The 16,284-nt window shown below is 35.5% G+C and carries 10 protein-coding genes; all 10 read right to left on the reverse strand.

The annotated features are described in order from the left end of the window. Positions 1-12 precede the first annotated feature (12 nt). Positions 13-948 carry a GDP-L-fucose synthase gene (locus H0V01_01445; protein ID MBA2582032.1) on the reverse strand — a complete coding sequence of 312 codons (936 nt, stop codon included), beginning with the start codon at positions 946-948 and terminating at the stop codon, positions 13-15. Positions 949-971: 23 nt separating this feature from the next. Further along, entirely contained in the window at positions 972-2,066 is a 1,095-nt protein-coding gene (gene gmd / locus H0V01_01450; GenBank protein ID MBA2582033.1) for a GDP-mannose 4,6-dehydratase, read from the reverse strand. Between the two features lie 21 nt (positions 2,067-2,087). Beyond that, positions 2,088-2,972 carry an aldehyde dehydrogenase family protein gene (locus H0V01_01455; protein MBA2582034.1) on the reverse strand — a complete coding sequence of 295 codons (885 nt, stop codon included), beginning with the start codon at positions 2,970-2,972 and terminating at the stop codon, positions 2,088-2,090. Positions 2,973-3,130: 158 nt separating this feature from the next. Continuing rightward, positions 3,131-4,594 (reverse strand): aldehyde dehydrogenase family protein, encoded by a 1,464-nt coding sequence (locus H0V01_01460; protein MBA2582035.1) that lies wholly within the window; start codon positions 4,592-4,594, stop codon positions 3,131-3,133. 103 nt (positions 4,595-4,697) lie between these two features. After that, positions 4,698-5,591 (reverse strand): deoxyribose-phosphate aldolase, encoded by an 894-nt coding sequence (deoC, locus tag H0V01_01465; protein ID MBA2582036.1) that lies wholly within the window; start codon positions 5,589-5,591, stop codon positions 4,698-4,700. 277 nt (positions 5,592-5,868) lie between these two features. Next, positions 5,869-6,567, reverse strand: a complete 699-nt coding sequence (locus H0V01_01470; protein ID MBA2582037.1) for an energy transducer TonB — start codon at positions 6,565-6,567, stop codon at positions 5,869-5,871. A gap of 494 nt (positions 6,568-7,061) precedes the next feature. After that, positions 7,062-7,724, reverse strand: a complete 663-nt coding sequence (locus H0V01_01475) for an energy transducer TonB (protein MBA2582038.1) — start codon at positions 7,722-7,724, stop codon at positions 7,062-7,064. Positions 7,725-8,065: 341 nt separating this feature from the next. Beyond that, positions 8,066-8,488 carry a VanZ family protein gene (vanZ, locus tag H0V01_01480; GenBank protein ID MBA2582039.1) on the reverse strand — a complete coding sequence of 141 codons (423 nt, stop codon included), beginning with the start codon at positions 8,486-8,488 and terminating at the stop codon, positions 8,066-8,068. Positions 8,489-8,528: 40 nt separating this feature from the next. Further along, complete coding sequence (gene gcvH, locus H0V01_01485) at positions 8,529-8,906, reverse strand: glycine cleavage system protein GcvH (protein ID MBA2582040.1); 378 nt, start codon at positions 8,904-8,906, stop codon at positions 8,529-8,531. A 77-nt stretch (positions 8,907-8,983) separates the two neighbouring features. Beyond that, entirely contained in the window at positions 8,984-16,234 is a 7,251-nt protein-coding gene (sprA, locus tag H0V01_01490) for a cell surface protein SprA (GenBank protein MBA2582041.1), read from the reverse strand. Positions 16,235-16,284: the final 50 nt, after the last annotated feature.

Raw genomic sequence — 16,284 nt, forward strand, 5'->3', positions numbered from 1 at the left:
TCAACTACAAAGTTACTCAAAAACTTTTGAAGTTTCAACTTCTTTATATACAGATTTTACACCTTCTTCTAGCCCTATGAGGTGCTTCCAGCCCATTTTATGGATCTTGGCAACGTCAAGTAATTTTTTAGGCGTGCCATCAGGTTTACTGGTATCAAATTTAATTTCACCTTCAAATCCGGTTATCTGCTTTACTAGCATGGCGAGCTCTTTAATTGTTAAATCCTTACCAGTGCCAATATTCACAAATTCCGAATCATTGTAGTTTAACATCAGAAAAAAACAAGCATCTGCAAGGTCATCCACATGAAGAAACTCTCTCATAGGTGCGCCTGTCCCCCATATTTCAACTACTTCCCTGTTCTCGATTTTAGCTGTATGAAATTTTCTAATCAAGGCAGGCAAAACATGTGAATTCTTAAGGTCGTAATTGTCGTTAGGCCCATACAAATTCGTAGGCATGGCACTTATAAAATTACATCCATATTGACTTCTATAAGTTTCACACATTTTTATACCTGCTATTTTAGCAATGGCATAAGGTTCATTGGTTGGTTCAAGAGGGCCGGTTAACAGATATTCTTCTTTTAAAGGCTGAGGAGCAAGTTTGGGATATATACATGAAGAACCTAAAAACAATAACTTTTTTACTTTATTTAAATAAGAGGCATGAATTACATTGTTTTGTATTTGAAGGTTTTCATAAAGAAATTCCCCCCTGTAAATATTATTTGCCAATATTCCGCCTACTTTGGCAGCTGCCAAAAAAACATAATCAGGTTTTTCATGGTTAAAAAAATCAAAAACATCTTGCTGGTTTCTTAAATCCAACTCCATAGATGTACGGGTAATAATGTTATTAAACCCTGATGCATCTAATTTTCTAACTAATGCGGAACCAACCATGCCACGATGGCCTGCTACATATATCTTTGCTTGTTTTTCCAATTTAACTTTTCTTTAACTGATTCTTATTCATAAGAATTTAAAACCTTATGCCCACCTTCCAATAAATATTTATCTCTTTTGAAAAGCTCCAAATCTGAAAGCACCATTTCCTTTACAAGTTGTTCAACCGTAATTTCAGGTTCCCAACCCATATTTGCTTTTGCTTTAGAGTAATCTCCAACCAATAAATCTACTTCTGTTGGACGGAAATATTTGGGATCAATTTCAACTATAACTTTTCCAGTTGCAGCGTTAATTCCCTTTTCATCAACTCCTTTTCCCTTCCATTCAATTTTAATATTCATATGTTCAAAAGCCATTTCAATAAACCTTCTCACAGAAACTTTTCGTCCAGTTGCAAGAACATAATCGTCTGCTGTTTCCTGTTGTAGCATCAACCACATTCCTTTTACATAATCTCTTGCATGACCCCAATCTCTTTCCGAATCAATATTACCCATAAATACCTTTTCTTGCAACCCCAAACTTATACGGGCTGCTGCTCTTGTTATCTTCCTTGTAACAAAGGTCTCTCCTCTTACCGGGCTCTCATGATTGAACAAAATTCCATTGCAGGCATACATGTTATAAGCCTCCCTGTAGTTCTTTACTATCCAAAAAGCATACAATTTGGCCACTCCGTATGGACTACGGGGATAAAATGGAGTAGTTTCCTTTTGAGGCACTTCTTGCACTTTCCCATACAATTCAGAGGTGGAGGCTTGATAAAACCTGGTTTTTTCCTCTAACTTCAATATTCTCATTGCCTCAAGTAAACGAAGTGTGCCTAATGCATCTGAATTAGCAGTATACTCAGGAGTTTCAAAAGAAACCTTAACATGAGACTGGGCGGCAAGATTGTAAATTTCATCCGGTTGTACATCTTGTACAATTCTTATAATATTTGTTGAATCAGTAAGATCCCCATAATGCAAAGTAAAATTTACTTTTTCTTCATGTGGATCTTTATATAAATGATCTATTCTATCCGTATTAAAAAGGGAGCTTCTTCTTTTAATTCCGTGAACTATATATCCCTTGGAGAGAAGCAGTTCACTTAAATAAGCTCCATCCTGCCCAGTGACTCCTGTAATTAACGCAACTTTTTTCTTTGACATTTTTCTTACTTTTATTATTTGTTAATATCCTGCTTTTGACGATCCTATGTTTTCAACCGGATGCCAGGTTGTTTTTATTTCAAGGGTATCTAAAATCAGTTCCGGGCCTTGAGATTCTTGCTTATTCCAATCAATAGTGTCATAAACAAAAACTCTTTTCATATTGTTAACGGCTGTTTGCTGAATTACTTTTATTTCTTCCTTATTGTCTCTTGCATATACAACCGCATTTACATCCATATGCGATGCAAAATGAGTATGCAATTCCTTACTCTTGCCTGTCAAAATATTTATTACCCCTCCAGGCACATCAGAAGTGACTAAAACCTCAGCAAAAGAAACAGCACATAAAGGTTTATTTTCAGAAGCAAGCACTATGCAAGTATTGCCACCGGCAATCGCAGGTGCTACTACTGAAACCAATCCCAGCAAAGAAGTTTTTTCAGATGCAATAATTGCAACCACGCCAGTTGGTTCAGGAACTGAAAAATTAAAATGAGAGGAAGCAACAGGATTTACAGAACTGTAAATCTGTGTAAACTTATCGCACCATCCAGCATAATAAACAAGCCTGTCAATGGCAAGATCAACCTCAACTTCTGCAGCTTTGTTAGTTCCTCCCTGAAAAACGATTTCAGAAATGAATTGCGCTTTCCTTCCTTCCAGCATTTCAGCAATTCTGTATAAAATCTGGCTGCGATTAAAAGCAGATCTGTTACTCCAATCACCAAAGGCTTTGCGCGCTTCAACTACTGCATTTCTAAAATCCTTTCTTGAAGAAAGACAAATGTTCGCTAAATGCTTCCCCTGCTTGTTTTCTAAAGGATAAAACCTTCCTGATTCAGTTCTTGGGAATTTTCCTCCAATATATATTTTATATGTTTTTAAGATTTCCAATCGCTTCATCACTGAATTTGAGTAAATAGAGAATTTCAAAGATATAATAAATAGGTTATTTCTGCCTAATAAAACCAACAAAAAAACTTCTTGAATTTGGTGTATACCTAAGCAATATTTAAAAAAGAGGTTAAATTAATTGCCCAAATTCATCACCACAAATAGGATTAAACCTCTAAATAAGCTGCTAAACCATGTAAACCGCCCTCTCTGCCAAATCCACTTTCTTTGTATCCTCCAAAAGGGGACACAGGATCGAATTTGTTATACGTATTTGCCCAAACAACCCCGGCCCTTAATTTGCTTGTAAGGTTAAAAACTTTTGATCCTTTATCTGTCCAAACTCCTGCTGAAAGTCCATAAGGAGTATTGTTTGCTTTTTCAATAACTTCTTCAATGGTTCGGAAAGTTTGAACGGCCAACACAGGGCCAAAAATTTCCTCCTGAACAATTCTGTGTGACTGGCTGGCATTTAAAAAAAGGGTTGGTTTACACCAAAATCCTTTTTTGGGAACAGAACAGGAGGGTTGATAAAACTCAGCTCCTTCATCCTTACCAATTTTTAAATATTTATTAATGGTGTTGAGTTGTTCTTTAGAATTAATAGCTCCAATGTCCGTGTTTTTATCTAGAGGATCACCTACAATCAGGGTATTCATCCTGTCTTTTAGTTTTAAAATAACTTTTTCAGCCACATTTTCCTGCACAAACAATCTGGATCCGGCACAACATACATGCCCCTGGTTAAAGAATATTCCATTGATAATCCCTTCAACGGCCTGATCAATAGGAGCGTCTTCAAAAATTATATTTGCAGCTTTTCCACCAAGTTCCATGGTTGATCTTTTGCCGGTTCCTGCAATGGCTTTTTGTATGCTTTTACCCACATTGGTAGATCCTGTAAAGGCAATTTTATTAATTCCGGGATGATTAACAAGTGCGGCCCCTGTTTTTCCAGCTCCTGTAATAATATTAACTACTCCATCCGGCAGGCCTGACTCCTGAATAATCTCTGCCAGTATAAGTGCTGTTAATGGAGTGGTTTCAGCGGGTTTTAAAACAAGTGTATTTCCTGTTGCAAGGGCAGGTGCAATTTTCCAGGCAGCCATTAAAAGCGGGAAATTCCATGGAATAATTTGTCCTGCAACCCCTATTGATTTAGGATTTTTACCTGGAAAAGCATACTCTAATTTATCTGCCCATCCTGCATAATAAAAGAAATGATTTGCCGCCAATGGAATATCAATATCCCTGGATTCGCGAATTGTCTTTCCTGAATCAAGAGTTTCAACTACTGCCAATTCCCTGGCTCTCTCTTGTATTAATCGCGCAATTCTATATATATATTTACCTCTTTCCTTGGAAGGCATTTTACTCCAAACTTTCTCGTATGCAACACGTGCCGCTTTTACTGCTTTGTCCACATCCTCATCAGTAGCCTCTGCTACATCGGCTAGTTTTTCCTCAGTTGCCGGGTTTATAGTTGTGAAATATTTTCCTTTAACCGGATTTACAAACTTTCCATTAATGAACAGTTGATATTGTTTTTTTATATTTATATGATCTGTACTTTCCGGGGCTGGCTCGTATGCCCAGGTTGAAGTAAAGTCTAATACCGGTTTTTTACTCATTTCAATTGTTTTATTTTTTTAAACATTTAAATTGTATGCTTAATTTGATTTTTTTTGAAAAAATGATCCTAATTAAACTAATTATAATAAATCTGATAAAATATCAGTCTTTAGAAAAATAATCCCCGCTTTGATAAGCTCCCGTTTCTTCCTTTGCTAATTGCATCAATATATCATTCGCTAAACTACTGGCGCCAAATCGGAACCATTCATTTGACAGCCAGGCATTGCCAAGAGTTTCCTTAACCATTACCAGATTTTGCAAAGCGGCTTTAGCAGTAGAAATTCCACCTGCTGGTTTCATTCCAACCATTTTACCTGTTGAATAATAAAAATCGCGAATGGCCTCAAGCATTACTAAAGTAACAGGCATTGTAGCTGCCGGAGAAATTTTTCCTGTTGAAGTTTTTATAAAATCCGCTCCTGCATACATGGCAATTTCACTCGCTTTTCTTACAGCATCAAGGGAACTTAACTCACCGGTTTCAAGTATAACCTTAAGTCTTGCATGTGCACATGCTTCTTTAATGGCAATAATTTCATCAAATACAAAATTGTAATTTCCCATTAAAAACGCCCCTCTTGATATTACCATATCCACTTCATCTGCTCCATTTTCTACAGCATACCTTGTATCCGCTAATTTAATTTCCAGAGTAGATTGTCCTGATGGAAAAGCAGTGGCAACGGATGCAACCTTTATGGCAGTGCCTTTTAAAGCATCTTTTGCTGTTTTTACAAAAGTTGGATAAACACATACAGCAGCAACACATGGAATTCCAGTCATGACATCATGCATATGGGCTGCTTTATAGCACATTTGCCTTACTTTCCCCTCTGTATCCTTTCCCTCCAAAGTAGTAAGGTCAATCATATTCATTGCCATTTTTAAACCTGCAACCTTTGCTGATTTTTTAAGGCTTCGTGTATTAAACCGAGCAACCCTTTCTTCTACACCTACTTGATCTATACTCTGAGACTTGGTGAAATCAAGCATTTCAACTATCCTGCGCTTATCTGTTTTCATTGTCATTGGTTAATCAGCTGGAAAGATAGGAAATTTAGAAATAAATCCATTTATAGAAATCAATGAAATACAAAAAAGAGTAAAAGAAATTTTAAAAATTTGCTTGTTCAATTAAATTATTTTCAAAGAATTTAATCTCATTTATAAACAAAAACAATTGGCAGGGTCTGATAAACGGGAACAACTACATTTCTTTGTTTTCCAGGTTTTATATTAAGCCTGCTCAAAGATGAGCAGGCTTGGAAAATTATCTTCTGCTAAATTTAAAAGGCAGAGTATATGCAACAGTTACAGGCTTTCCCCTTTGTTTGCCAGGGCTAAAAACCGGGAAAGATTCAATTACCCTTATTGCTTCATCGTCAAGTCCCTTTACACCCCTTGCAATGGAAATGTTTTTTGTTTTTCCATCAGGACCTATAGTAAAACTAACATATACAGTGCCTGTAATACCTGCATCAAAAGACATTTGAGGATATTTTGTGTTTTTGAACAGAAACTGCTGAATCTTTTCATCCGTACACATTTTTCTCTGGTCAAAATCTACAATACTTTCACAACCAGGAAAAGAGGGCATTTCTTCAACAATTCGAAAAAATTCCACCTCGTCAATACTTTCCACCTCTGGAATAATTTCAACATATGTTGTTTGATCGGATTCTGTGCTATTTATTTCCACTTGCTTTTCAATTGCAATTTCATTATCAACCAATACCAATTCAATTATTACTGGAGGAGCAGGAGGCAATGGGATTTCAGGAATTGTTATTGGTATCATTTCCTCCTCTGCATGGTTAATAAGTAATTCACCAAGGCCAGAGGAATTTCCTTCATAACTTTTCCATTCTAAGGCCATTAATACTAATGAAATTGAAATTACAAGACCTATTTTAAGAAACATGGGCTTCTTTTTTTCGAGATCTACCTGAGAATTTTTCTTTAATTCCATATATGATTTATTTAGGGGGTTACAAATTAAAGCCGCTCCAAAATTATCCTTGCACATTCAATAACAAATTCAAGAAGAAACAAAAAATGAATCTTTAAATTTTTACTATTTTAGTGTGTAAAGATCAAATCATATATTTAGTGTTTTATAGAAAGGTTAAAAAAATAGTAATTGTACTAATTTTAAAATTTCGAGAACCCTAAAAAAATCAAGGTTGAATAAATTTCTTTAACTTGTATTACGAAAAACTAAAAGAAACAGTTTCTAAAAAAGGTGTTTTTATATCTAAAGTGAAACTTTTAAGCAATTCAAAGTAAAAACACAATTAGGCCTTTGCCAAAAACGATGCGTCTTTTGCGGAAATTCCAATCATTTCTCTTTAAAGAGGCTCATTAAATAAATATATAAAGCCCAGGAATAAGGTTAAGTTAAACAAAAAAAAGCGTCTGTTCAAAATTGAACAGACGCTTAAAATTTCTATTAAATCTAAAGGCTTATTTTAAAACAAATCTTATTGGCAAATTGTATTGAACTGATACTGCCTTTCCTCTTTGTTTACCAGGAGACCATGCAGGCATTTTTTGAACTACGCGTACTGCTTCATCATCCAATCCTTTCACTCCCCTTAATATTTTAACATCCTTTACTTTACCGTCAGATCCAATAACAAAAGTAACATAAACTGTTCCTTGAATACCTGCATCCTTAGCCATTTGAGGATATTTCATTTCATTACCCAGAAATTTAAACAATGCTTCTTCACCACCTGGAAAAGAGGGCATATTTTCAACTATCGTAAAAATTTCATTTTCAACAATTACCTCATCTTTTTGCACAATATCAACAAATGTTGATTGATCGGCTTCGGATTCCTTTATTTCAACTTCGTTTTTAATTACAACATCATCTTCCACTACTTGTAATTCTATAACTGCAGGAGGAGGAGGTGGGGGTGGTAACAATTCTGGCTGAGTTATAGGAATCATTTCTTCCTCTGTCTGGTCAATAACTAATTGGCCAAGATCCGCCAGGCTACCTTCGTAGCTTTTCCATTCTAAACCTATTAATACTAAACCAAGGGAAACAACAAGACCTATTTGAAGAAACAGGGATCTCTTTTTTTCAAGATCAGCATTAGGATTTTTCTTTAATTCCATTTTGAATTAATTTTAAGTCTTTAATATGCAAATATAAAAATTACGGTTGCTAAAATTACGGTTTTTATAGAATATTACACTATTTTATTCCACAAATAAATGTTGTTTGTATTATAAACAGTAAAGCTGCATTATTCAACACATTAACTCTGAATTCGTGATTTTATTTTCTGCCTTAAAAATCGTTTGAATTTACACTTAAATGAATTTTAAAAAAGTTTAGCGTAAATAAAATGCTTGAACATGTATTATTTTGCTTCTTATTTGGCTATTTATAACAGCAATTACAGGGTTTATTATAACATCGTTAAAGGTGAAATCCAAGAAACTTAATAAATTAGTTATTCGTTCGAACTAAACCTAAAGGTATTCTCTTTACCATAAATAACATAAAAAGTAATTAGCCCTAAAATGCTTCCGCTTAAATTGGCTATTACATCATAAACATCAGCATTGCGCTCGATAAATAACTGATCTTGCAAAACTTCTGTAATTATACTCAAGAAAAAGGCATATCCTAAAGCTAGTTTAATCGAGTTGTACCGGAGAGTTTTAAATGCAGGCTGAATTTTAAGTCCTTTTATGGAAAGAAGCACTAAAACCAAGAATAAAAAAGCATGTACAAATTTGTCAAAAGACAAGAGTTTCCATTTAATTGCATCGGGAAAATCAGAGCCAGGCAATCCGCATAAAACAAGAATGAACAGGGACCAGAAAATAGGGAAAAGATTCCATCGAATAAATACAATAAAACTACTCTTCATAACAAAATGAAAAACATTAACTCAAATAAATTTACAAAAATCAAGCCCCTATAACTTCCTTATATTGTGAAGCAGATAAAAGATCTTCCACTTCCGAATTATCAGAAAGTTTAATTTTAACCATCCAGCCTTCGCCATAAGGATCGTTATTAACCAGGTCTGGATTTGACTCAAGTGCTTCATTTACCTGGGTAATTTCACCGCTCAGGGGCATAAAAAGATCAGAAACTGTTTTTACAGCTTCCACTGAACCAAAAATCTCTTCTTTTTTAAAGGAATCTCCACTGTTAACCTCTACGTAAACAATGTCACCAAGTTCTTTTTGGGCAAAATCTGTGATGCCAATAGTTGCTGTATCACCTTGTATTTTTACCCATTCGTGATCTTTGGTGTATTTTAAATCTGCAGGAATATTCATTATTAAATTTGTTAAATATTTTACTAAGAGTGAATTTTAAAAGTTGTCAAAATTACATTTTTTTTAATTATATTCCTTTAAGAAAGTGTAAACCTTAAACTAATTCCTGCATTGGTGTTTGATGAAGGAAACGAGTTTGTAATTACTGGTGAGGTAAGTATTTTATCAAAGAATAAACGAAGATTAACCCTGGAGTTAAGCACATAATCTGCAGCTAATTTAATTGAAATAATTCGCTGGCCTCCGGTTGGTTGATGTAAATTATCATCTATTGACCTCATCATAATTCTATTGTCCCTTACCGATATATCTGCCCTGCAATTCAAATCACTTTGAACTTTTGTTTTTGTAGGACCTATTTTGAATGGGAAAGGAACATTTTTAAACCTATATCCAAAACCAACTATAACTTCATTCCCTTTGCTTTCCTGTAATCTGTTATCGGTAAAGTTAAAAGCAAGGTTCCTGTCACGTTTTAGTTCAATACGAGTAATTAAACTGTTGTGCCAGGTCATGTCCATATTTATTAAAGGACTGAATTGTTCTGTAATTGAAATTTGAGCAATCTGAAATTGAGGAATGTAATTATCATTGATATCCATTTTATCTGTATAACCTGGTCCTGCATTTTCTACAAAAAGCATATTGGTTGAATAGGAGCCAATATTGTATGAGGAGCGGTAAGCATGACTTAATGTAAATGACTTGAAATATTTTTTAAACAAGTCCAGTTTAGATAAACCATCATATGTTATCCTCCAGTTAGGCTTAGGTATTTTAGGCATAAGGCTGGTGGAAGCTGAATTAGCATCAGTGCCGGAATAAGCAGCAAGGAAAGCAGGAATTAATACATCCTGAGAAGTAGCACCATAACCTTCCCTGTAACCATCCTGGTTTACACCCACCGGAAGCCCTGTTTCTGCTTCCCTTTCATTTGCTAATTTGTTTGAAATTGCAATTCGGTTATCCATGAATTGCTGGAAAACAGGTGATGATCCATCTTCCAGATCCCTTATAAATGAAGTATTCCAACTCACATAAGACATGCTAAAGTTGCCAGTCTCCATGCGGCTTTCCCTTACAAATTCACCTAAATCATCATTCCACCTTATAAACTCCGAATTACTTTTACCAACGTTCCTTGTAACATTAAGCTCCAGGCGCAAATCTTTAAGAGGCTCTATATTCGTTCTTGCATTAAAGTTTTTACTGTTTGTTGTTGCATATGGTGTCATAAGCAATGATTCTTCCATAAGCCACCCCTCTCGCACAGCTCGCATTGCAAAACTTGTATCCTGGTGACCAGAAATAAAACCCCATCCTGGTGCATTGAAATTATCCATTCCAAGGAGTGTGGTTGGTTTAGAATAACCTGGCAAAATTGTTCCTGAATTGTCTGTATAAGTGAAAGATGCATTCTTTACACTCATTATCACTCTTGCTGATTGTTCGTAAATATTAAATTTATTCGGATCTTTTTCCTTTTCTTTTCCTTTTAAGCTATCTGGAAGGGCGGGCTTTGGAACAGGTGGCTTAGGAGCCTGGCGGGCACCTCCTTTTCCTGAATACTTTTGGTTGACTTTCTTTAAATAAGGTACTTTGTTATAAAGTGTTAAAAAATTAAACTGTCCGTTCCATTGTTCTGATCGTGAATTTTTAATTGTATTTCCAAGTTCATTGGCAGCAAAAGGGGCCCTCATCCAATCATATGTTCCTCCGATACGTGTAGTTAAATTAACCCAATCAGTGAGTGGAAATTTATTTATTGGCCAGGTATAATTCAAATTCATAGCATGGTTATACAAAACATTGGTTCCTAATTCTTTTAGACTTTGATTTATTGAATCCTTTTTTTCCTGGGTATCTATTTTACCGTCCGGCTCCATGATCCTTGCATTGTTGGTGGCAGTAAAATCAAATTTCAATGATTTGGTTATATCATGTCTTACTTCATACATCCTTGTCATTGTGAAGTTTTTATTAAAGGTGGGAGGTATTACATAATCAGCGAATCCACTGTTATTTCTTATCTGTACTTCGTTAAACATCCTGTCTAGGCTAGTAGAGAAGGACAGCCTGCTTGGCATTAAATTGAAATTAAAATCAGTGATGAGCTTAGCATATTTAGATTTATTAAGCAATTTAGATTTTGAAAAAGGCTTGATGTTTTTTGGCGAAGTGGAAAAACTATACATTACAGCACCACGATAAAGCTTGGTTTCATTGTATTCTGTATTAATGTCACGCTTAAATATTTCATTGTAAGAGTAGGTGAAGGATAAATTTTCCACATCATATATCCTGCTTTTAGAGGCTCCCTTGCCTTTTTCTTTTTTTACATTGGCAAAATTGATGCTTCGTCTGCGGGTGTAGTCCTGTACCGATTCCTTAATTGAATCCCTTACTGATTTATCATCGATTTTCAAAAGATCATCAAATTCAATATCCGGGTCATTTGGATGAAATTGGGGATTAATAAAACCTTCGGAATAACCAAGGAACATAGGGATACTTAAATTAAAATTCTCAGGTAAAAGTCTGCCCATTCTGAAATTACCAGAAAGATCATAGGATCTAATATCTGCCCTTTGTCTTTCACTGATCTTCTTTTCTATTGAACCAAAGCCAGGAGTACTCATATTTCCGGCAACGGTTACATCTCCAAAATCAGCAAGCTTTGCAGATACTCTTCCTGTAGTTGCCCATCCATTTCTTTTATCAAAATCCGAGAGCCTTAACTCATTCACCCATATTTCAACACACTTAGCAAAGCCATCATCACTGTCATCTGTTCCTTCTTTTTTAGGATTTCTAACCCCAATCATAATTGAACTGATTTCACTTAACTGAGGATTTCCCACTACAGCTAATACATGTTCCCCATTTTTTCGTGTATAAGGAATATTAAAAGGTACCTGGGCTGCATTTCTGTCCAGTTTAAGGGCTGTAAGCAATTCAAAAGGAAGATCAATTTCATTTATAAGCGGCCAAACTTTAATTCTATCTGCCTCCGAATCACCATTGTATTTACCAGGCGGGGTAACCACCAGGGGTATTTCATATTCGTAATAATTTTCATTGTAGTCTCTTCCCAATCTTACGAACAACCTTAAATCACCATCATTAAGTACTTGATTGTTTAATGCCTCTGCATGAACAAACATTTTTAGCTTTTTATAGGATCTTACATCAAAATTTGTATTTCTGTAAGCGGCCTTTGCATCTCCATCCTCAAGATCACAGGCTTTTAAAACCATTGATTGTTCATTTAATCTTCTTAATTGAGGGTTAGCAGCATCAATTACTCGGTCTATTCCAGGAGGCAAAATATAATTTACAGGAGTTTTCACTCCATTTTCTTCAATATTCACTGCTCCAACATCAAAAAGGGTGGAACCCGAAGCATCATCCGCAAGGTATTCACCTGGTGATCTAAGATCATAAAGATATTTTCGCCATTCTCCACGAACAAGTTCAAGTCTTCCAAAACGACAAATTACTGAATCTGTAAAACCTGTTAAAAACATTCTTACAAACCGTATAGAGGTAAAATCCTGAATCCCTCCAATTACTTTTTCCGGGTTACGAACAGGGATTTTAAACTGATACCAGTCCACATCAATTTGCTCTCCGTCTTTTGTTTTGCCTGATCCTGTTACTTTATCCGTTATGTAATTCTGTCCAACCACCATATCCTGTGGCCTTAAACTTACCTTGTACTGGTAATAACTTTCATTTGTACTTAATGTATTGTCACGATTTATGTCTTCAATGTTTGGAGATGGTGATGAAGCAGTTGGAAATGCTTCTGTTTCGTTTTGGCTTGTTTTGGAATTTCCTTCAACCCCATTAAACTCTTTATATCTTTCAAGAATATTTCTTTGATCATCATCTTGTGCAGTTCCCCTGAAGTATTTAAAATTATCTCCCGAAGGATCCTGTAATGCCTTTTGATAAGCCGGGCTATTAACTCCATATATACTGGCAATATTTGCAAGATAAATATTATCAAAAAAAGTTTTTTCATCCTCATCGGATAACCCATCATACCCAATATCTTGAAAAGGCCTTGCTTCCTCCTTGGTATCAAAAGCATTAACAAGGGACTGAAGAGAAGAAACCCGCCCCCATGCAGTGGTGTCAACATTGGTAACGCTAGCGGTTGTAGGCAATCCATGCTCAAAACTTTTTCGATCATCTCTTAATATATCCTCTGAAATGTTACCAAGATTGAAATATAAATCTCCTCCCGAATGTGTTGCTACCCCATTATCAGAATGAAAGGGGTCCATTACCCAAAACTGTATATATTCAATATTCGCAGTTTCGAAGTCATTCTGGTCAATCTTTCGCATAATACCCGCCCAACGACTTGCCGGATCATTCAATAATCCATTTTGATCAATACCAGCAGAATAAGCTGAGGGTTGAACATCATAATTATAAGGCCCTTTTTCATTTGGATAAAGTGCAAGGTCAAGAACAGGCATATTCATAACTTGCCCTTGAGGTGGAACCCTGTTAGGAAAAATTTCTGTTTCCAGAATCTCCCTCATATAATGATTGGATTGCATTTCAGAGCCTTTTATATGCGTAGGCGTTAAATTATTGTCTCTCCAAAACAAGGGGTCAATTGTATACCAGGCTAGCTTTGCCCTGTTAAAACCATATCTAAGGTCATTAACGAAATTCGCTTCTGGAAATAAATTTGTTTGCTTTTGAGGAGTACTAGCAAGGCTCCAGGCAAAACTAGATCGAATATCAATCACAGATTGGCTTCCTTCAAAATCATCAAGGTAAGAAACTCCTTCCTTGCCTATTGCCTTTGAATTACCCGGAATTAAATGAGCGAATTCTCCCTGAAAAGTAATTGTTGACATTTCTTTTGTAGCAAGAAATGGAAGCTTGTCTACTAATTTAGTTAGTATAGGAGCATCAGTGCGGTAGTTTGCATCAAGACCCCAAATGGTATTTGACATGGGTTCATCACCGAAATTTACTTTTTGGGTTAATGGTCTTTCTGTCAAATTCATTATAGTTGCACCTACAGTAAAATCATTGCTTATCTTATAGTCCAAATGAGTACCAAACAAGGATTTAGACTGAATTGCAAAAAGCTGGTTACTTTCAAGGGAAACCTTAATTGGAGTATTTGACTCCAAAAGACTTGCATTAATAATTTTCACCCTTCCTAAGGTATAATCAACTGTGTAGTCGGAACCTTCTACTAAAGTCGCTCCCCCTGCAGTAACTACAACTGAACCCTGTGGAACATTCATTGCATTAAGTGAAATTTCAGAACTACTGGTTGATTGATAGGAACCTTTTATTCTAAACCTATTAAGATCAGGCCTCTGTTGGGCAGCAATCTTGGTTGTATCGTAAAGGGGCTCAAAAACATATTTATTTGCAACTGTTTGCAAATTATCATCCCCACCTGTAATCTGCTTTCTCAAATGACTCCCAAAAGGTTCAATAACAGGAAAGTAAATTCTTCCGTTTTGTGGGTTAATTGTTCGTCCGGGTAAAAAATCAAAAACCCCATCTGAGGATGCATCTTCCTGAGCATTTAATCGGTCGAGCCCAAGAACCTGAATTAATGGCCTTCCCCTATATGCCCCTTCAGGTAAATAAGGGATGTTTATACCTTGCTCAATACTGTTATAAACAACATCCAATTTAAAGCCTTCCTTATTGACGCTATATGCACCAATGGAATAAATATTTTTCATCATTAAATCCCACAAAGGAATCTGAGTATTTAAATTAGTGCTTTTAAGTAACTTCAATACAAGTGCTTTTTCTCCATTTATACCATCTGTGGAAAACTCCCCTACTTGATAAATATCTGGAGAACCACCTACAGTATATTGAAAAGCCACAGAAAGAACCTGGTCAGGATTTAAGGTTTGATTAAGTGAAATAAATCCTAACTGAGGATGGAAAGTATATTCAGCAGGAGTTAACAATCTGGCTCCTTGTGCCACATCATAATCAATGGCAAATTCAAGCTGAGTTTGATTATTTAGATATGAATTGGCTTGTAAGAAATTCCTTACAGGTTCCAAATTGCTGACTTTGTCATAAAGACTATTCACTTTATTGTCAGGATATGTTCCGGAATTTTGTGTTATATATCCTGATTGATGATAAAAATTTGGTTCACCCAAATCCATAAAACCTACAACATTACGAATGTTTGTAGTGGAGGAAATATTGGTATTTGTAATCCAAACCTCAACCTTTGTAATATTAACAGTGGAACTGATAATTGGCATTGTTGCCATGGAATTGTCATAATTTTCCCTGAAATAATTAGCAAGAAAAAAGTGCTTGTTATATTCATAATTGTCGGCAGAAATATCAAAATAACTGGTTTGTGCACCACCCGAAGTTTCAACCTCCTGCTTTTTCCCCCTTTGTTGAGAGAAAACACTTGTTACAGTTAATCTTCCGAACTGCAATTGAGTTTTAATCCCAAACAAACTTTGGCTACCGGTAATTAGGGATCCGGTAAGTGGAAGATTAACATTTCCTGCTTCTATTTTTTTAATGATTTCATCTTCATAACCAGTATATTCTAGTTTCATTTGATTTTCAAAATCAAATGTTGCTTCTGTATTGTAGCTGGTTGTAAGTTTTAATTTTTCACCGATATTTCCAACTACATTAAGTTGAATTTTTTGATTGAAATCAAATGCTGTTTGTCGCCTGTTCCTTTCAGGTATAGCAGGATTATCAATCCTATTGGACATAACCCCAAAAATCAACTCTGCTGTTCCCTGAGGTTTAATATCTACAATATTCCCCCCAAATATTCGGTCAAAAGCCTCTCCCCCTACATGAATTTTTGGAATAATGGGATTTTCTTTGTCAATGGTCTCTGCATCAATTTTTTGTCGCCAATAATCCTTGGTAGACTTATCCATTTTGTAATTGACGTATTCATCAAAAGTCATATAAACAGGGCTTCTGTAATTCCTATCGCCTAACTTTTGTTCATAATTGTAATTTCCTGTTTCAACATCATACGAAAATTCACTTTGTATATTTGATGGGTCCTTTAAATACATAGAACCATTGGAACCAGAACTAGGGAAAGGATCCCAACTTTGATCATTAAATGGAAAAGGAAGTGGTTCAGACTCCTTAGTGTTGGGAATTGTATCATCGAGGGTCAAAATAGATTGACCTTCCGTTTTCTCATCTCCAGCTTCTAGAGCATAAAGATATTCTGCCGGAGAGATTTCTGCATTTGAAACCCAGGCAATTGTAAAAAACGAAATAGCCGACAATGCGGAAATAATAATGTTTCTGCTGTTTTTCAACTGCTAGGCTGTTTATTTTTTTAGAAAATGAATTTCTAATTTAAGTAGAT

This window comes from Bacteroidota bacterium (assembly GCA_013696965.1).
In the GTDB taxonomy this organism is placed as follows: Bacteria; Bacteroidota; Bacteroidia; order JACCXN01; family JACCXN01; genus JACCXN01.

Coding starts and splice junctions, on each gene's coding strand:
- gmd (MBA2582033.1), bottom strand. CDS start 2,066: ATGTCAAAGAAAAAAGTTGCGTTAATTACAGGAGTCACTGGGCAGGAT.
- H0V01_01455 (MBA2582034.1), bottom strand. CDS start 2,972: ATGAAGCGATTGGAAATCTTAAAAACATATAAAATATATATTGGAGGA.
- H0V01_01460 (MBA2582035.1), bottom strand. CDS start 4,594: ATGAGTAAAAAACCGGTATTAGACTTTACTTCAACCTGGGCATACGAG.
- deoC (MBA2582036.1), bottom strand. CDS start 5,591: ATGCTTGATTTCACCAAGTCTCAGAGTATAGATCAAGTAGGTGTAGAA.
- H0V01_01470 (MBA2582037.1), bottom strand. CDS start 6,567: ATGGAATTAAAGAAAAATTCTCAGGTAGATCTCGAAAAAAAGAAGCCC.
- H0V01_01475 (MBA2582038.1), bottom strand. CDS start 7,724: ATGGAATTAAAGAAAAATCCTAATGCTGATCTTGAAAAAAAGAGATCC.
- vanZ (MBA2582039.1), bottom strand. CDS start 8,488: ATGAAGAGTAGTTTTATTGTATTTATTCGATGGAATCTTTTCCCTATT.
- gcvH (MBA2582040.1), bottom strand. CDS start 8,906: ATGAATATTCCTGCAGATTTAAAATACACCAAAGATCACGAATGGGTA.